At 70.2% G+C, this 19,781-nt stretch carries 17 protein-coding genes, 1 tRNA gene and 2 pseudogenes; 14 read left to right on the forward strand and 6 right to left on the reverse strand.

Annotation, left to right across the window (positions count from 1 at the left end):
* Positions 1-91 precede the first annotated feature (91 nt).
* From ACZ7EG_RS03895 to ACZ7EG_RS03915, 5 genes are all read left to right on the forward strand, one after another.
* Positions 92-946 (forward strand): siderophore-interacting protein, encoded by an 855-nt coding sequence (locus ACZ7EG_RS03895; RefSeq protein WP_471071804.1) that lies wholly within the window; start codon positions 92-94, stop codon positions 944-946.
* 168 nt (positions 947-1,114) lie between these two features.
* Complete coding sequence (desA, locus tag ACZ7EG_RS03900) at positions 1,115-2,557, forward strand: lysine decarboxylase DesA (RefSeq protein ID WP_471071807.1); 1,443 nt, start codon at positions 1,115-1,117, stop codon at positions 2,555-2,557.
* Positions 2,541-3,827 (forward strand): lysine N(6)-hydroxylase/L-ornithine N(5)-oxygenase family protein, encoded by a 1,287-nt coding sequence (locus tag ACZ7EG_RS03905; protein ID WP_471071810.1) that lies wholly within the window; start codon positions 2,541-2,543, stop codon positions 3,825-3,827. The genes desA and ACZ7EG_RS03905 overlap by 17 nt, the downstream gene beginning before the upstream one ends.
* Positions 3,824-4,375, forward strand: a complete 552-nt coding sequence (locus tag ACZ7EG_RS03910; RefSeq protein ID WP_471071813.1) for a GNAT family N-acetyltransferase — start codon at positions 3,824-3,826, stop codon at positions 4,373-4,375. The genes ACZ7EG_RS03905 and ACZ7EG_RS03910 overlap by 4 nt, the downstream gene beginning before the upstream one ends.
* Positions 4,372-6,141, forward strand: a complete 1,770-nt coding sequence (locus ACZ7EG_RS03915) for an IucA/IucC family protein (protein ID WP_471071816.1) — start codon at positions 4,372-4,374, stop codon at positions 6,139-6,141. Before ACZ7EG_RS03910 ends, ACZ7EG_RS03915 begins: the two co-directional genes overlap by 4 nt.
* A gap of 271 nt (positions 6,142-6,412) precedes the next feature.
* Here ACZ7EG_RS03915 and ACZ7EG_RS03920 read toward each other — a convergent pair whose 3' ends face one another.
* Positions 6,413-7,948 (reverse strand): beta-N-acetylhexosaminidase, encoded by a 1,536-nt coding sequence (locus tag ACZ7EG_RS03920; protein ID WP_471072466.1) that lies wholly within the window; start codon positions 7,946-7,948, stop codon positions 6,413-6,415.
* Between the two features lie 148 nt (positions 7,949-8,096).
* On the opposite strand from ACZ7EG_RS03920, the gene ACZ7EG_RS03925 reads away from it, so the two are divergent.
* Positions 8,097-8,978 carry a DUF4429 domain-containing protein gene (locus ACZ7EG_RS03925; protein WP_471071819.1) on the forward strand — a complete coding sequence of 294 codons (882 nt, stop codon included), beginning with the start codon at positions 8,097-8,099 and terminating at the stop codon, positions 8,976-8,978.
* 202 nt (positions 8,979-9,180) lie between these two features.
* Here the strand turns inward: ACZ7EG_RS03925 and ACZ7EG_RS03930 are convergent.
* Together ACZ7EG_RS03930 and ACZ7EG_RS03935 are read right to left on the reverse strand one after the other, a co-directional pair.
* A pseudogene (locus ACZ7EG_RS03930) lies at positions 9,181-9,764 on the reverse strand (RNA-guided endonuclease TnpB family protein); the annotation flags it as partial.
* Positions 9,765-9,906: 142 nt separating this feature from the next.
* Positions 9,907-10,167, reverse strand: a pseudogene (locus ACZ7EG_RS03935) (phosphoesterase); the annotation flags it as partial.
* Between the two features lie 73 nt (positions 10,168-10,240).
* On the opposite strand from ACZ7EG_RS03935, the gene ACZ7EG_RS03940 reads away from it, so the two are divergent.
* The gene (locus ACZ7EG_RS03940) at positions 10,241-10,498 is read left to right on the forward strand and encodes a hypothetical protein (protein WP_104779792.1); all 258 of its coding nucleotides are present in this window, start codon (positions 10,241-10,243) and stop codon (positions 10,496-10,498) included.
* A 12-nt stretch (positions 10,499-10,510) separates the two neighbouring features.
* Entirely contained in the window at positions 10,511-12,328 is a 1,818-nt protein-coding gene (gene glmS / locus ACZ7EG_RS03945) for a glutamine--fructose-6-phosphate transaminase (isomerizing) (RefSeq protein WP_471071822.1), read from the forward strand.
* Between the two features lie 167 nt (positions 12,329-12,495).
* On the opposite strand, the gene ACZ7EG_RS03950 is transcribed toward glmS, so the two are convergent.
* Complete coding sequence (locus ACZ7EG_RS03950) at positions 12,496-12,810, reverse strand: hypothetical protein (RefSeq protein WP_471071825.1); 315 nt, start codon at positions 12,808-12,810, stop codon at positions 12,496-12,498.
* Between the two features lie 124 nt (positions 12,811-12,934).
* Positions 12,935-13,462, reverse strand: a complete 528-nt coding sequence (locus ACZ7EG_RS03955) for a universal stress protein (RefSeq protein ID WP_062927012.1) — start codon at positions 13,460-13,462, stop codon at positions 12,935-12,937.
* A gap of 306 nt (positions 13,463-13,768) precedes the next feature.
* Between ACZ7EG_RS03955 and ACZ7EG_RS03960 the strand changes: the two genes are divergently transcribed.
* The 6 genes from ACZ7EG_RS03960 (at position 13,769) to ACZ7EG_RS03985 (ending at position 18,459) form a co-directional block, all read left to right on the forward strand.
* A complete protein-coding gene (locus ACZ7EG_RS03960) occupies positions 13,769-14,101 on the forward strand; it encodes a hypothetical protein (RefSeq protein WP_471071828.1) in 333 nt (110 codons plus the stop codon).
* A gap of 377 nt (positions 14,102-14,478) precedes the next feature.
* On the forward strand, positions 14,479-15,723 hold the full coding sequence (locus ACZ7EG_RS03965) for a helix-turn-helix domain-containing protein (protein WP_471071831.1): 1,245 nt from the start codon (positions 14,479-14,481) through the stop codon (positions 15,721-15,723).
* A 104-nt stretch (positions 15,724-15,827) separates the two neighbouring features.
* The gene (gene orn, locus ACZ7EG_RS03970; protein ID WP_352098053.1) at positions 15,828-16,430 is read left to right on the forward strand and encodes an oligoribonuclease; all 603 of its coding nucleotides are present in this window, start codon (positions 15,828-15,830) and stop codon (positions 16,428-16,430) included.
* Positions 16,431-16,546: 116 nt separating this feature from the next.
* Positions 16,547-16,619, forward strand: a tRNA-His gene (locus ACZ7EG_RS03975).
* Between the two features lie 97 nt (positions 16,620-16,716).
* Positions 16,717-17,907 (forward strand): MFS transporter, encoded by a 1,191-nt coding sequence (locus ACZ7EG_RS03980; RefSeq protein ID WP_471071834.1) that lies wholly within the window; start codon positions 16,717-16,719, stop codon positions 17,905-17,907.
* Positions 17,908-17,928: 21 nt separating this feature from the next.
* Positions 17,929-18,459, forward strand: coding sequence for an NUDIX domain-containing protein (locus ACZ7EG_RS03985; RefSeq protein WP_471071837.1), 531 nt, complete (start codon positions 17,929-17,931; stop codon positions 18,457-18,459).
* Between the two features lie 58 nt (positions 18,460-18,517).
* Here ACZ7EG_RS03985 and ACZ7EG_RS03990 read toward each other — a convergent pair whose 3' ends face one another.
* On the reverse strand, positions 18,518-19,573 hold the full coding sequence (locus tag ACZ7EG_RS03990) for a LacI family DNA-binding transcriptional regulator (RefSeq protein ID WP_471071840.1): 1,056 nt from the start codon (positions 19,571-19,573) through the stop codon (positions 18,518-18,520).
* Positions 19,574-19,781: the final 208 nt, after the last annotated feature.

Genomic DNA, 19,781 nt, shown 5'->3' on the forward strand with positions numbered 1-19,781 from the left:
GCGCCCGCGCGGCGGAGCCGCGTGCCGACACAGACCCGCGCCCCCCAGGGTGCCTCCGCCCAACCGCCCCTGACGATGAATCAGGAGTCCCATGACCACCGCCGTGGCCGCCCCGTTCCGTTTCTTCTCCCTCCAGGTCCTGCGGACGAGGCGGCTCGGGCCGTCCCTGGTCCGTGTCACCTTCACAGGCCCCGACCTGCACGCCTTCCACTCCGACGGGCAGGACCAGTCCCTGTCCCTGTTCCTGCCGCACCCGGGGCAGCCCGAGCCGGTCGTCCCGCTCGAACTCGGGGACGGCTGGTGGCAAGGCTGGCGTGAACTCCCGGACGACGTAAGGGCCGTGATGCGCTCGTACACCCTGCGCGACCTGCGCCGGGACCCGGACGAGATCGACATCGACTTCGCCCTGCACGGCATCGGACCGGACGCCTCCGTCCAGGCCGGCCCGGCCTCCCGCTGGGCCGCCCGCGCCACCGCCGGGGACCGGGTCCTGCTGCTCGGCCCTGCCGTCGCCGACAACCGGGCGATCCGCTTCCGGCCGCCCGAGGACACCGACCTCGTCGTCGTCTGGGCCGACGAGACCGCCGTCCCGGCCGCCTCCGCCATCGTCGAGTCGCTGCCGGCCGGCACCCGCGCCCGGGTCTGGCTGGAGGTCCCGCACGTCGGTGACATCCAGGACCTGGTGACCGAGGCCGACGCCGAGATCACCTGGCTGGTCAAGGAGGAGGGGACCGCCGAGGGGTCCCCCATGGCTCTCGGCGCCCTCCGCGACACCCCGCTGCCGCCGGCCGAGCGGCCGTACGTCTGGATCGCCGGCGAGTCCGGGTGCGTGAAGGAGCTGCGCCGGCATTTCGTGCGCGAACTCGGGATCGACCGGCGCAGGGTGACGTTCGTCGGCTACTGGCGGCGCGGTGTGAGCGAGGAGCAGCTGCGGGCGGAGGCGTAGCCGCGGCACCCCCCAGCCCCATCGGGGCCGAGTGACACGAGTGACCACGGTCACTGCGAAGCCCGCCACCACCTCGATCAACTTAGGTTAGGCTTACCTAAGTTCCTGGACGCCGGAGACCAGCCCCTCCCGTCCCACACCGGACTGTCCCCACCGGAGGACCCCCACATGCGCTCGCACCTGCTCAACGACACCACCGCGGAGCAGTACCGCCGCTCCGTGACCGCCGGAGTCGAGCGGGTGGCCGCCAAACTCGCCGCCACCGACCGGCCGTTCACCGGCATCAGCGTCGACGCCCTCTCCCCCCGCATCGACGAGATCGACCTCGACCAGCCGCTGCACGACACCACCGCGGTGCTGGACGAACTGGAGGACGTCTACCTCCGGGACGCGATCTACTTCCACCACCCCCGCTACCTGGCCCACCTCAACTGCCCGGTCGTCATCCCGGCCGTGCTCGGCGAGGCCGTCCTGTCCGCCGTGAACTCCTCGCTGGACACCTGGGACCAGTCGGCCGGCGGCACGCTCATCGAGCGGAAACTGATCGACTGGACGACCGAGCGGATCGGCCTCGGCCCCGCCGCCGACGGCGTGTTCACCTCCGGCGGCACCCAGTCCAACCTCCAGGCGCTGCTGCTGGCCCGTGAGGAGGCCAAGAGCAACGACCTCACCGAACTGCGCATCTTCGCCTCCGAGGTCAGCCACTTCAGCGTGAAGAAGTCCGCGAAGCTGCTCGGGCTCGGCCAGGACGCCGTGGTATCCATACCCGTCGACCACGACAAGCGCATGCAGACCGTCGCGCTCGCCCGTGAGCTGGAGCGCTGCGCGCAGGACGGCCTCGTCCCCATGGCCGTCGTCGCCACCGCCGGCACCACCGACTTCGGCTCCATCGACCCGCTGCCCGAGATCGCCGAGCTGTGCGAGCAGTTCGGCACCTGGATGCACGTCGACGCCGCCTACGGCTGCGGCCTGCTCGCCTCCCTGAAGCACCGGGACCGCATCAACGGCATCGAGCACGCCGACTCGGTCACCGTCGACTACCACAAGTCCTTCTTCCAGCCGGTGAGTTCCTCGGCCGTGCTGGTGCGGGACGCCGCCACGCTGCGCCACGCCACCTACCACGCCGAGTACCTCAACCCGCGCCGCATGGTGGAGGAGCGCATCCCCAACCAGGTGGACAAGTCCCTGCAGACCACCCGCCGCTTCGACGCCCTGAAGCTGTGGATGACGCTGCGGACCATGGGCGCCGACGGCATCGGGCAGCTCTTCGACGAGGTGTGCGACCTGGCCCGGGAGGGCTGGCGGCTGATCGCCGCGGACCCGCGCTTCGACGTCGTCGTGGAGCCGAGCCTGTCGACGCTGGTCTTCCGCTACATCCCGGCGGCCGTCACCGACCCCGCCGAGATCGACCGCGCCAACCTCTACGCCCGCAAGGCCCTGTTCGCCTCCGGTGACGCCATCGTCGCGGGCACCAAGGTCGGCGGTCGCCACTACCTGAAGTTCACCCTGCTCAACCCCGAGACGCAGGTGTCCGACATCGCCGCCGTCCTCGATCTGATCGCCGGCCACGCCGAGCAGTACCTGGGAGAGTCCCTTGACCGCGCGTCCTGAAAACCCGGCCCCCCTTCCTGCGACTCATGACTTCGTGGGCATCGGGCTCGGCCCCTTCAACCTCGGCCTGGCCTGCCTGACCGAGCCGATCGACGAGCTCGACGGCGTCTTCCTGGAGTCCAAGCCCGACTTCGAGTGGCACGCCGGCATGTTCCTGGACGGCGCCCACCTCCAGACCCCGTTCATGTCGGACCTGGTCACCCTCGCCGACCCGACCTCCCCGTACTCCTTCCTGAACTACCTGAAGGAGAAGGGCCGGCTCTACTCGTTCTACATCCGCGAGAACTTCTACCCGCTGCGCGTCGAGTACGACGACTACTGCCGCTGGGCCGCGAACAAACTGAGCAGCGTCCGCTTCTCCACGACGGTCGCCGAGGTGACGTACGAAAACGAGCTCTACGTCGTGCGGACCACCGCCGGTGACACCTACCGGGCCCGTCACCTGGTGCTCGGCACCGGCACCCCGCCCTACATACCCGAGGCCTGCCAGGGCCTGGGCGGCGACTTCCTGCACAACTCCCGCTACCTGAGCCACAAGGCGGAGCTGCAGAAGAAGGACTCCATCACGCTGGTCGGCTCCGGCCAGTCGGCCGCCGAGATCTACTACGACCTGCTCAGCGAGATCGACGTCCACGGCTACCGGCTGAACTGGGTCACCCGCTCCCCGCGCTTCTTCCCGCTGGAGTACACCAAGCTCACGCTGGAGATGACGTCCCCGGAGTACGTCGACTACTTCCGCGAGCTGCCGGAGGCGACCCGCTACCGCCTCACGGGCGAGCAGAAGGGCCTGTTCAAGGGCATCGACGGCGACCTCATCAACGAGATCTTCGACCTGCTCTACCAGAAGAACCTCGGCGGCCCCGTCCCCACCCGGCTGCTCACCAACTCCTCGCTGAACAGCGCGCGGTACGAGAACGGCACGTACACCCTCGGCTTCCGTCAGGAGGAGCAGGGCAAGGACTTCGAGCTGGACTCGCAGGGCCTGGTCCTGGCCACGGGCTACAAGTACGCCGAACCGGAGTTCCTCACGCCGGTCAAGGACCGCCTGGTCTACGACTCGCAGGGCAACTTCGACGTCGCCCGCAACTACGCGATCGACGTCACCGGCCGGGGAATCTTCCTGCAGAACGCCGGGGTCCACACGCACAGCATCACCAGCCCCGACCTGGGCATGGGCCCGTACCGGAACGCCTACATCATCCGCGAGCTGCTCGGCAGCGAGTACTACCCGGTGGAGAAGACGATCGCGTTCCAGGAGTTCGCCGTATGAGCGCCACCACCGGTATCGGAACGCTCACCGTGCGCCCCCTCGACCCGCTGAAGGACGCCGGGCTGCTGCACTCCTGGGTCACCCACCCCAAGGCGGCCTACTGGATGATGCAGGACGCGAAACTCCAGGACGTCGAGCGCGAGTACATGCGGATCGCGGCGCACGAGCACCACGACGCCTACCTCGGTCTGCACGAGGGCCGTCCGGCGTTCCTGATGGAGAAGTACGACCCCCGGTACGTCGAGCTGGTCGGCCTGTACGACCCGGAGCCCGGCGACGTCGGCATGCACTTCCTGGTCGCCCCGACCGACCGCCCGATCCACGGCTTCACCAAGGCCGTCATCACCACCGTGATGGACGAGCTGTTCGCCGACCCGCGCACCCGCCGGGTCGTGGTGGAGCCCGACGTGAGCAACAAGGCAGTCCACGCGCTCAACGAGGCCGTCGGCTTCGTGGCCGAGCGCGAGATCGACAAGCCGGAGAAGCGCGCGCTGCTCAGTTTCTGCACGCGCGCACAGTTCCTGGCCGCCCGAGGAGTAGCCGTATGACCCTGTCCGACGCCGTAGCGCATCTGTCCCCCCACCGCTGGGCGCGGGCCAACCGCCTCCTGATCCGCAAAGCGCTCGCGGAGTTCACGCACGAGCGGCTGATCACCCCCGAGCAGGACGGCGAGCAGTACGTCGTCCGCAGCGACGACGGCCTGACGAGCTACCGCTTCTCCGCGACCCGCCGCGCCCTGGACCACTGGCAGGTCGACGCCGACTCGATCACCCGCCACCGGGACGGCTCCGAACTCCCCCTCGCCGCACTGGACTTCTTCATCGAGCTGCAGAAGTCCCTCGGCCTGAGCGACGACATCCTGCCGGTCTACCTGGAGGAGATCTCCTCCACCCTCTCCGGCACCTGCTACAAGCTCACCAAGCCCGCGACGACGGCGGCCGAACTGGCCCGTGGCGACTTCCAGGCCATCGAGACCGGCATGACCGAGGGCCACCCCTGCTTCGTCGCCAACAACGGCCGGCTCGGCTTCGGCATCCACGAGTACCTGTCCTACGCGCCGGAGACGGCGAGCCCGGTCCGGCTCGTCTGGCTCGCCGCACATCGCTCCCGCGCCGCGTTCACGGCCGGCGTCGGCATCGAGTACGAGTCGTTCCTGCGCGAGGAACTGGGCGTGGAGACCGTCGACCGCTTCCACGGCGTCCTGCGCGATCAGAACCTGGACCCCGACGACTACCTGCTGATCCCGGTCCACCCCTGGCAGTGGTGGAACAAGCTCAGTGTCACCTTCGCGGCCGAGGTGGCCCGTCAGCACCTGGTGTGCCTGGGCGAGGGCGACGACGAGTACCTGGCCCAGCAGTCCATCCGGACCTTCTTCAACCGGACCAGCCCCGAGAAGCACTACGTCAAAACCGCCCTGTCGGTCATCAACATGGGCTTCATGCGCGGTTTGTCGGCGGCCTACATGGAGGCCACCCCGGCGATCAACGACTGGCTGGCCCAGCTCATCGAGGGCGACCCGGTGCTCAGGTCCACCGGCCTGTCGATCATCCGGGAGCGGGCGGCAGTCGGCTACCGGCACCTGGAGTACGAGCAGGCGACGGACCGCTACTCGCCCTACCGCAAGATGCTCGCCGCGCTGTGGCGGGAGAGCCCGGTGCCGTCGCTGAACGAGGGCGAGTCCCTGGCCACCATGGCGTCCCTGGTCCACGTCGACCACGAGGGCGCGTCCGTCGCGGGCGCGCTGATCGAGCAGTCGGGCCTCACCCCGACGCAGTGGCTGCGCCGCTACCTGGAGGCCTACTTCACGCCCCTCCTGCACAGCTTCTACGCCTACGACCTGGTGTTCATGCCGCACGGCGAGAACGTCATCCTGGTGCTGAAGGACGGGGTGGTGCAGCGCGCGATCTACAAGGACATCGCCGAGGAGATCGCGGTCATGGACCCGGACGCGGTGCTGCCGCCGTCGGTGGAGCGGCTGCGGGTGGAGGTCCCGGAGGACAAGAAACTCCTGTCGATCTTCACGGACGTCTTCGACTGCTTCTTCCGCTTCCTCGCGGCGAACCTCGCCACCGAGGGCGTCCTGGAGGAGGACGACTTCTGGCGCACGGTCGCGGACGTCACCCGCGCCTACCAGGAGTCGAGGCCCGAGCTCGCCGACAGGTTCAAGCAGTACGACATGTTCGCGCCCGAGTTCGCCCTCTCCTGCCTCAACCGCCTCCAGCTCCGCAACAACGAGCAGATGGTGGACCTGTCGGACCCGTCGGGCGCCCTGCAGTTGGTGGGCACCCTGAAGAACCCGATAGCCGAGTTCTGACCCCAAGCAGACGGGCACCCCGGAGTACGGTCCTCCGGGGTGCCCGTCATTGTGCTTCTCGGTGCGCAGGGAACTGCGCGTCTTTTCAGGGGCGCGGGGAACTGCGCGTCCTTTCAGGGGCGCGGGGAACTGCGCGTCTTTAGGGGCGCGGGGAACTGCGCGTCCTTTCAGGGGCGCGGGGAACTGCGCGTCCTTTCAGGGGCGCGGGGAACTGCGCGTCTTTAGGGGCGCGGGGAACTGCGCGACAAGCCCCCACCGTCCCGCAGACACATCACCCCCCGGCGGAGCCCCACGCCACCTGCGGCGACCGATACCACTCGATCCCCAGGGCATCCCACCGCTCGGCCTGCGCAGCAAGCCGCCCCCTGTAGCGCTCCCAGTCGTGAGAAGCCCCCGGCGACCACCCCAGCTCCGCGACCCCCGGCAACCGCGGGAACGCCATGAACTCGATGTGCGAGGAGTTCTCAAGGGTCTCCGACCACATCGGCGCCTCGACCCCCTTCACCGCACCGTCCGGCACCCCCGGCAGATACGCCCCGGGATCCCAGTCGTAGGACCGCCGCACCTCGACGTACCCCGCCCAGGACAGCCCCAGCGGCGTCTCCTTGGTGTACTTCATGTCGAGGTACACCCGGTCCGCCGGGGACAGGATCACCCCGGTCCCGTTCTGCGCGGCCTTCGCGACCCGCTGCTTCTCCTCGTCGCTGGTGCCGTCCAAGCCCCAATACTGGGCGAGAGCCCCCTTCGCCGGGGTCGCCCCGGTCAGCTGGTGCCACCCGACCACGGTCTTGCCGTACTTCGCGACGATCGGCTGCACCCGGTCCATGAACTTCACGTAGTCCTCATGGCTGGTGGAGTGCGCCTCGTCGCCCCCGATGTGCAGGTACTTTCCGGGCGTGAGCGCGGCGAGTTCCCGGATCACGTCGTCCACGAAGTCGTACGTGATCTCCTTGCCGACGCACAGCGAACTGAAGCCGACCTCGGTGCCGGTGTAGAGCGGCGGCGCCACACCGTCGCAGTTCAGGTCGGCGTAGGAGGCGAGGGCCGCGTTGGTGTGGCCGGGCATGTCGATCTCGGGCACGACCTCCAGGTAGCGGGAGGCGGCGTACCGCACGATCTCCTTGTAGTCGGCCTTGGTGTAGAAGCCGCCGGGGCCGCCGCCGACCTCCGTCGAACCGCCGTAGGTCGCGAGGCGCGGCCAGGAGTCGATGGCGATGCGCCAGCCCTGGTCGTCGCTGAGGTGCAGATGCAGCTTGTTGATCTTGTACAGGGCCAGCTGGTCGATGTAGCGCTTGACCTGGTCGACGGTGAAGAAGTGCCGGGAGACGTCGAGCATGGCGCCGCGCCAGCCGTAGCGCGGGGTGTCGGTGATCGTGCCGCCCGCGACCAGCCACGGGCCGGGCTGGACGGAGTCCCTCTCGACGGCCGCGGGCAGCAGCTGGCGCAGCGTCTGCACGCCGTGGAAGAGCCCGGCGGGCCGCGCCGCGGTGATGGTGACGCCGCTCGGGCCGCTGTCGAGCCGGTAGCCCTCGGCGCCGAAGGGGCCCTCGGCGATACGCAGCCGGATGCCGCCCGCGCCCTGGGCGGTGACGGGGAGACGGTAGCCGGTCGAGGGGCGCAGGAGCCTCGCAAGGTACTCGCCGACGCCCCGGGTCTCGCGGGAACCGTCGACGCGGATGTGGGTGCCGCGGGTGATCCGGTACGGGGAGCCGCCCGCCTCAGCCGAGGCGGGCGCAGGGACCACCCGGTCCAGCGGGGTGGGCTTCGCCTTCTGCGCGGGAGCGGCCCCGGTCACCGAGGCGGCCATCGCGACCAGCAGCAGGGAGCCGAGAAGGCGGAGCGTTCTGGGGTGCTGTCTCACACGGCCATCTCTCACAAGCGTGTCCCTTCACGAGCCGTTGAGCTCCAAGAGGTCTGGACCACTCTCTCGTGAGACGGGTGGAACAATCCACCCCATGGCGGAAATCATCCAGAAGGACGGCACATGGGCCTTCGACGGGGACGCACTGCGGCTGACTCCGGGACGGGACAAGAACGTCAGCCTGTTACGCAAGGAGCTGGGTGAACTGGTCGTGCCGCTGGGGGCGTTGGCCGGCGTCTCCCTGGAGCAGGGCAAGAAGTCGGGGCGGCTGAGGCTCCGGCTGCGCGACGGCGCCGACCCGCTGCTGCACGCCACGGGCGGCCGGCTCACCGAGCCGCACGACCCCTACCAGCTGATCGTGGAGTCCGACCGCTACGGCGTCGCGGAGTACTTCGTGGACGAGGTCCGCAGTGCCCTGCTCCTCGACCAGGTCCCCGCCGGGCCGGTCGACGCGTATCTGCTGCCGGGCCCGTCGGTCCCCCTGTCGGTCTCCGCCGGGGACGGCACCGCCGGCTTCGACGGCGAGCGCATACGCCTGGAGTGGAACTGGAAGACGGAGGACGCCAAGGCCGCAGCCGGCGCCCGTACGCTCGCGCTCACCGACATCACGGGCGTGGAGTGGCACCCGGCGGCCGGCCTGGAGAACGGGCATCTGCGCTTCACCGTGCGGCACGCTCCCACCAAGACCCCGCCCAAGTACGACCCCAATGCCGTGGAGCTGTGGGGCTTCAAGAAGGACCCGCTGATGGCGTTGGTCGCGGCGGCGGTCCAGGCCAGGCTTCCGCACCCGGCACGGGCCGCCGCGGACCCGGTGGACGCGCGACCGGAGCCGCCTTCTGCTCCGGTCGCGTCCGCCGAGGCCGACCACGACGCCCTGCTGCGCCGTCTGCGCGAGCTCGGTGAGCTGCACCGCACGGGCGTGCTGACGGACGAGGAGTTCACCCTGGCCAAGCAGGCGATCCTCAAGCGGATGTAGCGCGCGCGGCTACTTCGTCCGGCGGGCCACCGTGAAGTGGTCGACCTGGTCACCGTTCTCGGCGATGCCGCGCACCGTCAGCGTGGCCAGGCGCCCCTTCGGCGCGGGGGTGACGTCCACGCGCAGGAAGGAGTAGTCGAGTCGACAGGCTCCTCGGGCTGAAGCCCGAGGATTCTGGCCGTCCTCACCTGTTGCTGTGCCGCTACGCGGCACAGGTTCGGGCGAGGGTTCCATGGCTTCCTGTTTCTTCGCGCTGTGCCGGGACGAGTCCCGGTCTTACCGGCGCTCCGAGGCCGATGCCGCCAGTCCGGCGGCCTGTTTGACGTTGATCGCGGCGTTGTGGTCGCGGTCGTGGAGGGTGCCGCAGGCGGGGCAGGTCCATTCCCGTACGTGCAGGGGTTTGGGTCCGTCCCGATGCCCGCAGGTGGAGCACACCTGGCTGGTGGGCTCGAACCGGCCGATCTTGACGAAGGCCCGCCCGTACCGCTGCGCCTTGTACTGAAGCATGGCCACGAACTGCGACCAGCCCGCGTCATGCACACTCTTCGCCAGCCAGGTGCGCGCCAGTCCCGAGACCGCCAGATCCTCCACCGCGACCGCTTGGTTCTCGCGAATCAACTGAGTGGAGGGCTGGTGGTGAAACTCCTTGCGCGCGTCAGCCACGGCCGCGTGAGCACGGGCGACCTTCGAGCGGGCCTTGGCCCGGTTCTTCGATCCCTTCTGTTTGCGGGACAGCTCCCGCTGGGCTTTCCTCAGCTTCTTCTCCGCGCGGCGCAGAAACCGCGGGTGCCGGGAACACCCGTTCCCCGCCTCACCCCCATGACGCAGTGTCCGGCTCCGCCGGAACGACACCGCGACGCTCCGCGCCGCCGTCACGAGATTCGCTTCACCACCGGGCTGAAGCCCGATGCACTGCGAATGAAGCTCGGTAGCGCACCCGGGACCAGGCCACGGTCTCGTTCTGCTTGCCGCCCTTGACGTTGACGAACGAGGCCACGGAGTCCACGTCGTGCTCGTTGCCCTCGTACGACAGCGGGGCGCTGAACCCGTAGAGGCTGCGGCCCGCCGCACCGGCCGTCACATAGACCACGCCGTCGGTCTCGGGGTAGGCCGTGCCGCCGATCGGAAGCTTCTTGGTGACCTTGTTCCCCTTGATCACGTCGGTGCGCTCGTACTGGTGGCTGTGGCCCCGCCCACAGACACCTGCCCGAAATCGGGCAGAATTCTTGCGAAAGCGTCGCCGGTGCCCCAAGATCTAGCGAGTGCACGACGAACTCGTTGATCATCTGACGCGGTCCACCGCCCTCGGCCGGGGCGAGGCGCTGCGTGTGATCCAGGACGTGCTCGCCTACTTCGACGAGACGACCGAGGAGTACGTCCGTCGCCGCCACCGCGAGCTCCAGGCCCAGGGCCTGGTCAACGCGGAGATCTTCGAACGGATCGAGGCGGACCTCAAATACCGCGCGGTGGCCCCGCCGGAGCTCTCGCTCCGGCAGCTGCGGCGCATCGTCTACGGCTAGGAATACGTATACATGTGCGGAATCGTCGGTTACATCGGGAAGCGTGACGTCGCGCCCCTGCTCCTGGAGGGCCTCCAGCGCCTGGAGTACCGCGGCTACGACTCCGCGGGCATCGTCGTCACCTCCCCGAAGACGTCCGGCCTGAAGATGGTCAAGGCCAAGGGCCGCGTCCGTGACCTGGAGGCGAAGGTCCCGGCCCGCTTCAAGGGCACGACCGGCATCGCCCACACCCGCTGGGCCACCCACGGCGCCCCGTCCGACGTCAACGCCCACCCGCACCTGGACGCCGAGGGCAAGGTCGCCGTCGTCCACAACGGCATCATCGACAACGCCTCCGACCTGCGCCGCAAGCTGGAGGCCGACGGCATCGAGTTCCTCTCCGAGACCGACACCGAGGTCCTGGTCCACCTCATCGCCCGCTCGCAGGCGACCAAGCTGGAGGACAAGGTCCGCGAGACCCTCCGGCTCATCGAGGGCACGTACGGCATCGCCGTCATGCACGCCGACTTCCCCGACCGGATCGTCGTCGCCCGCAACGGCTCCCCGGTCGTGCTCGGCATCGGCGAGAAGGAGATGTTCGTCGCCTCGGACATCGCCGCGCTGGTCTCCCACACCCGCCAGATCGTCACGCTCGACGACGGCGAGATGGCCACCCTCAAGGCCGACGACTTCCGCACCTACACCACCGAGGGCACCCGCACCACGGCGGAGCCCACCACCGTGGAGTGGGAGGCCGCCTCCTACGACATGGGCGGCCACGACACGTACATGCACAAGGAGATCCACGAGCAGGCCGACGCCGTGGACCGCGTGCTGCGCGGCCGCATCGACGACCGCTTCTCCACCGTGCACCTGGGCGGCCTGAACCTGGATGCCCGCGAGGCCCGCCGCATCCGCCGCGTGAAGATCCTGGGCTGCGGCACCTCGTACCACGCGGGCATGATCGGTGCCCAGATGATCGAGCAGCTGGCCCGCATCCCCGCCGACGCCGAGCCGGCCTCGGAGTTCCGCTACCGCAACGCGGTCGTCGACCCCGACACCCTCTACATCGCGGTCTCCCAGTCCGGCGAGACCTACGACGTGCTGGCCGCCGTGCAGGAGCTCAAGCGCAAGGGCGCGCGCGTCCTGGGCGTGGTGAACGTGGTCGGGTCGGCGATCGCCCGTGAGGCTGACGGCGGCATCTACGTGCACGCCGGCCCCGAGGTCTGCGTCGTCTCCACCAAGTGCTTCACCAACACCACGGTCGCCTTCGCCCTCCTCGCCCTCCACCTCGGCCGCACCCGCGACCTGTCGGTCCGGGACGGCAAGCGCATCATCGAGGGCCTGCGCAAGCTGCCCGCGCAGATCGCCGAGATCATGGAATGCGAGGAGGACGTCAAGAAGCTGGCCCTGCAGTTCGCCGAGGCCCGCTCGATGCTCTTCATCGGCCGCGTCCGGGGCTACCCGGTGGCCCGCGAGGCCTCCTTGAAGCTCAAGGAGATCTCCTACATCCACGCCGAGGCCTACCCCGCCTCGGAGCTCAAGCATGGCCCGCTGGCCCTGATCGAGCCGGCCCTGCCGACGGTCGCGATCGTCCCCGACGACGACCTCCTGGAGAAGAACCGCGCCGCCATGGAGGAGATCAAGGCCCGCAGCGGCAAGATCCTCGCCGTGGCCCACCAGCCCCAGGAGAAGGCCGACGAGACGATCGTCGTCCCCAAGAACGAGGACGAGCTGGACCCGATCCTCATGGGCATCCCGCTCCAGCTCCTGGCGTACCACACCGCTTTGGTACTGGGCAGGGACATCGACAAGCCCCGCAACCTGGCCAAGTCGGTGACGGTGGAGTAAGCGCCCTGCATTCAGGGGCGCGGGGAACTGCGCGAGCAACCCCCGCGCTCCCGCACGGGCCTCTCAACGGGACGGACCCCCACGTGCTGCCGCCATCGCACGGGGGGTCCGTTTTCGTCGCCGGGAAGCCGCCCAACTCCCCGGCCCGCGCAGCTACCCGGTGGCCGTCACGCCCCGGCCGGCAGCGCGTCGTGGAAGAACGGTCGGCCGGAGGCACTCCCGGACACGGCCCACGTGAACGACAACGTCCCGAGCACCGAGAACGCCGTACCACCGGCCGCGTTCTGCTCCCGCAGGGCGACCGGCCCCGCGACGAAGAGCGCGATGCCGCCCACGTACTGGGAGATTGACACGGCGTCAGCGGCTGACACGCCGTCGATCAGAGCGGTGTGCCCCGGCCCGAAGGCCAACAGGGTGACTCCCCGGGCGAGTCGACCGGCCACGGTCGTGATTCCGCATCCCGCGAAGACGTCTTGGTCCACGGCGGGCTCCCTTCGCGCATGTGCAGGTGTGCGGTGTTCCGTATATGCCCTTCACAAAGGCACAAACACCTCTACGCGTCAGTGGATTCGCGCGACGCACAAGGGAGTTGCTGCTGCGTGAACGTCAGGGGATGACGATGACGGGCCGCTGCGCCCGCTTGGCGAGCCGCCCGGCGACGGAGCCGAAGATGCGCCCCACGAGACCGTGGGTGGAGCCGACGACGATCGCGTCGGCCTCGTACTCCCGGCCGACCTCTTCGAGTTCGTGGCAGATGTCACCGCCGCGCTCGACCAGGATCCAGGGCACCTCGGCGAGATAGTCCGCACAGGCCAGCTCGAGTCCGAGCACCTCGGTGCGGTGGTCCGGCACGTCCACGAACACCGGCGGCTCGCAGCCGGCCCACACCGTGGTCGGCAGCCGGTTGGCGACATGGACGATGATCAGGCCCGACCCGGAACGATGGGCCATGCCGATGGCGTAAGCCAGGGCGCGCTCACTGGACGTGGAGCCGTCGAAGCCGACGACGACCCCGTGCTTGAAGGCGGGATCGCAGGAATGGCGTGGCTCTTCCGCCGCCAGGGGCTCGGCCGCCGTGGGATCGGCGACGGGCCGCTTGCGGTCCGCGGGTTCGAAGAATTCGTGACCGGCCATGGCTGTCTCGGCGTTGTGATCCTTATACGGGAGGGACGACAGTGTGCGGCGGAGCTGTGTCCGGGAATGGTCTTCCCAACCCCATACCCTCAAGGGTACGGCGCCACGCCTCCTTAGCCCAGATCCCGCTCACGGTGCGTGCGGGTTCCAGGGAGCATGCACGAGGCACCGCCCGTAACGCAATGGTTGCTGCCCTGTACAGGCGGTTTGCACGGGATTCAATGACCCGCGGGGTGATCCGGGCAGCCAGTGACCGACGCCCCGGCCGCGCGTTGAACCCCGTGAGTCACGCCACAGGGAGCACGCATGTCCGCACCACGCCCCGCCGCCGAGGCGGACCGCGCGACCCCGCCGCCGCGGGACACCGCGACGGATGTGGTTCGCTGGGCTGCCTTCAGTTGCCTGCTCGTCCCGGTGGTACTCCTCGGCTGCGGCACCTCTCTCGCCGGTGCCGCCGGCACGGCCCTCGGGCTCGCGGCCGTCACGGGCGCCTGCCGGGTCCTGCTGCGCCAGTCCGAGCGCGGCGCGGCCCGGCTCGCGGCCGAGGACCGGGCACCCCACCGGGGCCGGCGGCACCGCACCGGAACGGGGTCGCACCGTGGCGGACGGCACACCGGGGGAGATACACCGGTCGGCTGACCGGTTTCCGCGCACAGACAGGGTGCTTTTCAGCCAACTTCTCGTACCTGTGCATCACCCCGTCCAACCACCCTCCAACCCCCGTTCGACCTGCACGGAAAGGGCCTCAGGGGGTCCGCGCACCCTACGTGGATTGGCCACCGCGACGAGGCGCACTTCCCTGCACGCCCCACGAGTGCAACGCTTCGTGATCGAATGCTTCACGCCAAGTTGCCAAGTCGACAATGTGCCGAGTGGTGAACCGGCCACTTCGGCACGACGGCACACAGTAGATTCGATCTTGACTGTCTACGGCGGGGGACTCGTGCAGGACCGAGGGGAAACGTGCAGGAGCGACACAACCGAGGAGCCGCGACCACCGAGGGGGGCTTAGCAGTATGAGCCACGACTCCACTGCCGCGCCGGAAGCCGCGGCCCGGAAGCTTTCCGGGCGACGCCGCAAGGAGATCGTCGCGGTGCTGCTGTTCAGCGGCGGCCCCATCTTCGAGAGTTCCATACCGCTGTCGGTGTTCGGGGTTGACCGCCAGGACGCCGGCGTACCGCGCTACCGACTACTGGTGTGCGGGGGCGAGGAAGGTCCGCTACGGACCACCGGGGGACTCGAACTCACCGCACCACATGGCCTGGAAGCGATCTCGCGCGCGGGTACGGTCGTCGTACCGGCCTGGCGTTCGATCACTTCGCCGCCACCGGAGGAGGCGCTGGACGCGCTGCGCCGCGCCCACGAGGAGGGCGCCCGCATCGTCGGGCTGTGCACCGGCGCCTTCGTGCTCGCGGCGGCCGGCCTGCTGGACGGCCGTCCCGCGACGACACACTGGATGTACGCACCGACGCTGGCCAAGCGCTACCCGTCGGTGCACGTGGACCCGCGTGAGCTGTTCGTCGACGACGGCGACGTGCTGACGTCGGCGGGCACGGCAGCGGGCATCGACCTGTGCCTGCACATCGTGCGCACGGACCACGGAAACGAGGCGGCCGGGGCCCTGGCCAGGCGGCTCGTCGTGCCGCCGCGCCGCAGCGGCGGGCAGGAGCGCTACCTCGACAGGTCTTTACCCGAGGAGATCGGCGCCGACCCGCTCGCCGAGGTCGTCGCCTGGGCGCTGGAGCATCTCCACGAGCAGTTCGACGTGGAGACGCTGGCGGCACGCGCGTACATGAGCCGGCGTACGTTCGACCGCCGCTTCCGCTCGCTGACCGGGAGCGCTCCGCTGCAGTGGCTGATCACACAGCGGGTCCTCCAGGCGCAGCGCCTGCTGGAGACGTCGGACTACTCGGTGGACGAGGTGGCGGGGCGCTGCGGCTTCCGGTCGCCGGTCGCCCTGCGCGGGCACTTCCGCCGCCAGCTGGGTTCGTCCCCGGCCGCGTACCGGGCGGCGTACCGCGCCCGGCGTCCGCAGGGCGAACGGCCTCAGGAGACCGAGAGCGCACCGGGCGGCCCCGGGTCCGGCATGCCGGGCCATCCGGGCCACGCGGGGCACCCGGGACAGCCCGGCCAGGCACCGGCCGCGCTGCACCCGGAACACCCGGTGCCGCTGCAGTCCCGCCGTACGGCGGCGGCGAGCGCGGTCGGCCAGTCCCCGGCCCTGTCGGCGAGCCTGCCCGGTCAGCGCAGCGCGCCGTGAACCGGTAGCCGCAGGGCCCGCGGGAAGCATGCCTTCCCGCGGGCCCTGCGGCTTTCGCGGTACGGGCGGTCCGGCCGAGGGCAGCGGGCCGTAAGGTTAGACACATGAACGATCGCATGGTGTGGATCGACTGCGAGATGACCGGCCTCTCGCTGTCGGACGACGCGCTCATCGAGGTGGCCGCCCTCGTGACCGACTCCGAGCTGAACGTGCTCGGGGAAGGCGTGGACATCGTCATCCGGCCGCCGGACCAGGCGCTGGAGACGATGCCGGACGTGGTGCGTCAGATGCACACCGCCTCCGGGCTCCTCGAAGAGCTCGCCGCAGGGACCACCCTGAAGGACGCCGAGGATCAGGTCCTGACGTACGTGAGGGAGTTCGTCAAGGAGCCGGGCAAGGCGCCGCTGTGCGGAAACTCCGTCGGCACGGACCGCGGTTTCCTGCTGCGCGACATGCCGACGCTGGAGAACTACCTCCACTACCGGATCGTCGACGTGTCGTCGGTCAAGGAGCTGGCGCGTCGCTGGTACCCGCGGGCGTACTTCAACAGCCCGCAGAAGAACGGCAACCACCGTGCGCTCGCCGACATCCGCGAGTCGATCGCGGAGCTGCGGTACTACCGCGAGGCCGTGTTCGTCCCGCAGCCCGGGCCCGACTCGGACACCGCGAAGACGATCGCGGCGAAGCACGTTCTGCCTGCGCAGTAGGCGGGGCGGGAGCCCGTCGGGGCGGCGCGACGAAAGGCGGGCGCGAGCACCCCTTCGGACCCTGTACACTTTTTCTCGGCCGGTCAGGGAAGTCACTGACCTCCAAGCCGGTCATGGTGGGTGTAGCTCAGCTGGTAGAGCACCTGGTTGTGGTCCAGGATGCCGCGGGTTCAAGTCCCGTCACTCACCCTGAGTAATCAGCCGGTGGCTTCGTGAAGAAGCCACCGGCTGAAGCTTTTTGCGCGCCTCTCCGAGGCGGCGCGGCAGGCTGGCTACGGTCGGCGGCATGGACGGTCGACGCCCGAGGTGGCGCGCGTGTGTGCTCAGCGGGGCGGTGTTCGCGGTCTGCATGGCCGGCACCACGCTGCCGACTCCCCTCTATCCCCTCTACCAGGACAAGTTCGGCTTCTCCGAGCTGACGGTGACCGTGGTGTACGCCCTGTACGCCTTCGCGGTGATCGGTGTGCTGCTGTTGGTCGGCAACGCCTCGGACGCCGTGGGCAGGCGCCCGGTCCTGCTGTGCGGCCTGGGGTTCGCGGCGTTGAGCGCCGTCTGTTTCCTGAGTGCCACCGGTCTCGGCTGGCTCTACGCGGGGCGTCTGCTGTCGGGGCTGTCCGCCGGGCTGTTCACCGGGGCCGCCACGGCGTACGTGATGGAGCTGGCGCCCGAGGGCGGTGCCTCCCGGGCCACGTTCGTGGCGACCGCCGCCAACATGGGCGGGCTGGGCTGCGGCCCCCTGCTCTCGGGGCTTCTCGCGCAGTACGCACCCTGGCCGCTGTATCTGCCGTTCATCACCCACCTCGCCCTTGTGGCCGCCTCGGCCGCAGTGCTGCTGCGGCTCGCGGAGACGGTACGGGAACGGCAGCCGCTGCGCGCCGTACGCCCGCAGCGGCCCGCTCTGCCCCCGCGGGTGCGGGCGGTGTTCGGTCCCGCCGCCACCGCCTCCTTCGTCGGATTCGCCCTGTTCGGGGTGTTCACCTCGGTCAGCCCGGCCTTCCTCGTGGAGTCCCTGGACGTGGACGACCACGCCGTGAGCGGGCTGATCGTCGCGCTGGCCTTCTTCTCGTCGACGGCCGGGCAACTGGCGGTCGACCGGGTCGGCGTACGGCGCTCCCTGCCGCTGGGGTGCGCCGGGCTCCTCACCGGGCTGGCGCTGCTCGCCGGTGCGCTGCGGTGGGACCAGATGGCCCTGCTGATCGCCAGCGCGCTCGTCGGCGGGATCGGCCAGGGCCTGGCGTTCCGCGGTGCCCTGTCCGACGTGGCCGAGGCCTCTCCCGCGCACCAGCGCGCGGCGGTGATCTCGACCCTGTTCGTGGTGGCCTACGCGGGCATCTCCGTCCCGGTGATCGGCGTCGGCCTGCTGACCGGTCCGATCGGCCTGGAGGGCGCGGGGCTGGTGTTCATCGCGTGCATGGCGGTGCTGGTCGTGACCGCAGCGGTGTACCTGGTGCGTCGGCCGGCCCCGGCCCGGGTGTGAGCGCGTGCGATCGTGAGGCCCATGGGTGAGCTGGTGGAACGGGTCGACGAGCAGGACCGGATCGTCGGGGTGGTCGACCGGGACGAGGCGATCCGCCACGGCTGGCTGCACCGGGTCGCGACGACGGTCTGCCGAGACGCTCGGGGCCGCCTGCTGGTGCACCGCAGGCCGGAGCACCTGTCCCGCTTCCCGGGCCACCACGACTGGCTGATCGGCGGGGGCGTCGCGGTCGGCGAGTCGTACGAGGAGGCGGCGGCCCGGGAACTGGCGGAGGAGCTGGGCGTCCGGGCGCGGGTGCGGTTCGTGTTCTCGTTTCTCTGCCGCGGGGCGATCAGCCCGTACTGGCTCGGGGTGCACGAGGCCGTCGTCCCGGAGCACCTCACCCCCGCCCCGTCCGAGATCGCCTGGCACGGCTGGTTCAGCGAGGCGGAGTTCCGGGAGGTGATCCGGGAGCGGCTGTTCGTGCCCGACGGTCTGGACGCCCTGCGGCACCACCCCGGCCTCGGCTCACGGACCGCCGCCACCGCCCCGCCAACTCCCCAAGGCCAGTGAACCCTTCACCCGGGCGCGCCCGAACGGCTCCGGTCGGCGCGGCCGCAAGTGACGTGCGTCACGACGAGGCCCGGGACACCAGCTCCGTGGCCAGGACCATCTGCCGGCGCTCCAGGCCCCGGGACGCGAGCGGGCGGCGGTCGGCGACCTCGGTGAGCAGGAGGTCCGTCATCCGGCGGCCCATCTCCTCGATGGGCTGGCGGACGCTGGTCAGGGGCGGCTCCATGTGGCGGGCGATGGCGGAGTCGTCGTAGCCGACGAGCGCCACGTCCTCCGGGATGCGGCGGCCCGCATCGCGCAGCGCCCGGCGGGCGCCGGCGGCGGTGACGTCGGAGGCGGCGAAGACCGCGTCGATGTCGGGGCGGCGCTCCAGCAGGGCCCCCATGGCCCGGTGCCCGCCCTCCTCCGTGAAGTCCCCCGCCTCGATCAGCCCCTCGTCCACCCCGAGGCCGGCGTCGCTCATGGCCTCGCGGTAGCCGTCGACACGGCGCTGGGCACCGTAGACGTCGAGGCGGCCGGTGATGTGGGCCACCCGGCTGCGGCCCCGGGACAGCAGGTGCTCGACGGCCTGGCGGGCACCGCCGTAGTTGTCCGAGTCGACCGACGGCAGCGTCTCCGCCGCCGAGCGCGGGCCGCTGATCACCGCCGGGATCTCCAGCTGGGCGAGCAGGTCGGGCAAGGGATCGTCGGCGTGCACCGAGACCAGCAGGACGCCGTCCACGCGGTGGGCCGCCAGGTACTGGGCGAGCCGGGCGCGTTCGCGGTCGCTGCCCGCGAAGATCAGCAGCAGCTGCATCTGTGTGTCGGACAGCGCCACCCCGACGCCCTTCAGCATGTCCGAGAAGTACGGCTCCGCGAAGAACCGGGTCTCCGGCTCGGGCACGACCAGCGCGATGGCGTCCGTACGGTTGGCGGCCAGGGCACGGGCGGCGGTGTTGGGGACGTAACCGAGCTCCGCGACCGCCGCTTCGACGGCAGCGCGCGTCGCGTCGCTGACCCGGGGCGAGCCGTTGATCACCCGCGAGACGGTGCCGCGGCCGACACCGGCGCGCGCCGCCACCTCTTCGAGGGTGGGCCGGCCACCACTTCGGCCCCGCGCTCCGTGGGTTGCCATGGGCTCCGCCTTCCCGTTCACACCCGTACTCTGCGACTGGCCTGGAATTTAACAGGCCCGCCCGCCGTGACGACCGTCGCCGAGGGCTCGCCGCCCCGGCCTTCCGTTTCGGCCGGACGATCCGGTGCGACCGGTAGTCCGACTGGCTCGATTCAACCGGCCCGGGTCCCAACCGGGGCCGGTCCGGATCCAGTTAACAGCCCGATAA

The sequence above is a fragment of the Streptomyces sp. NPDC037100 genome, assembly GCF_055606225.1.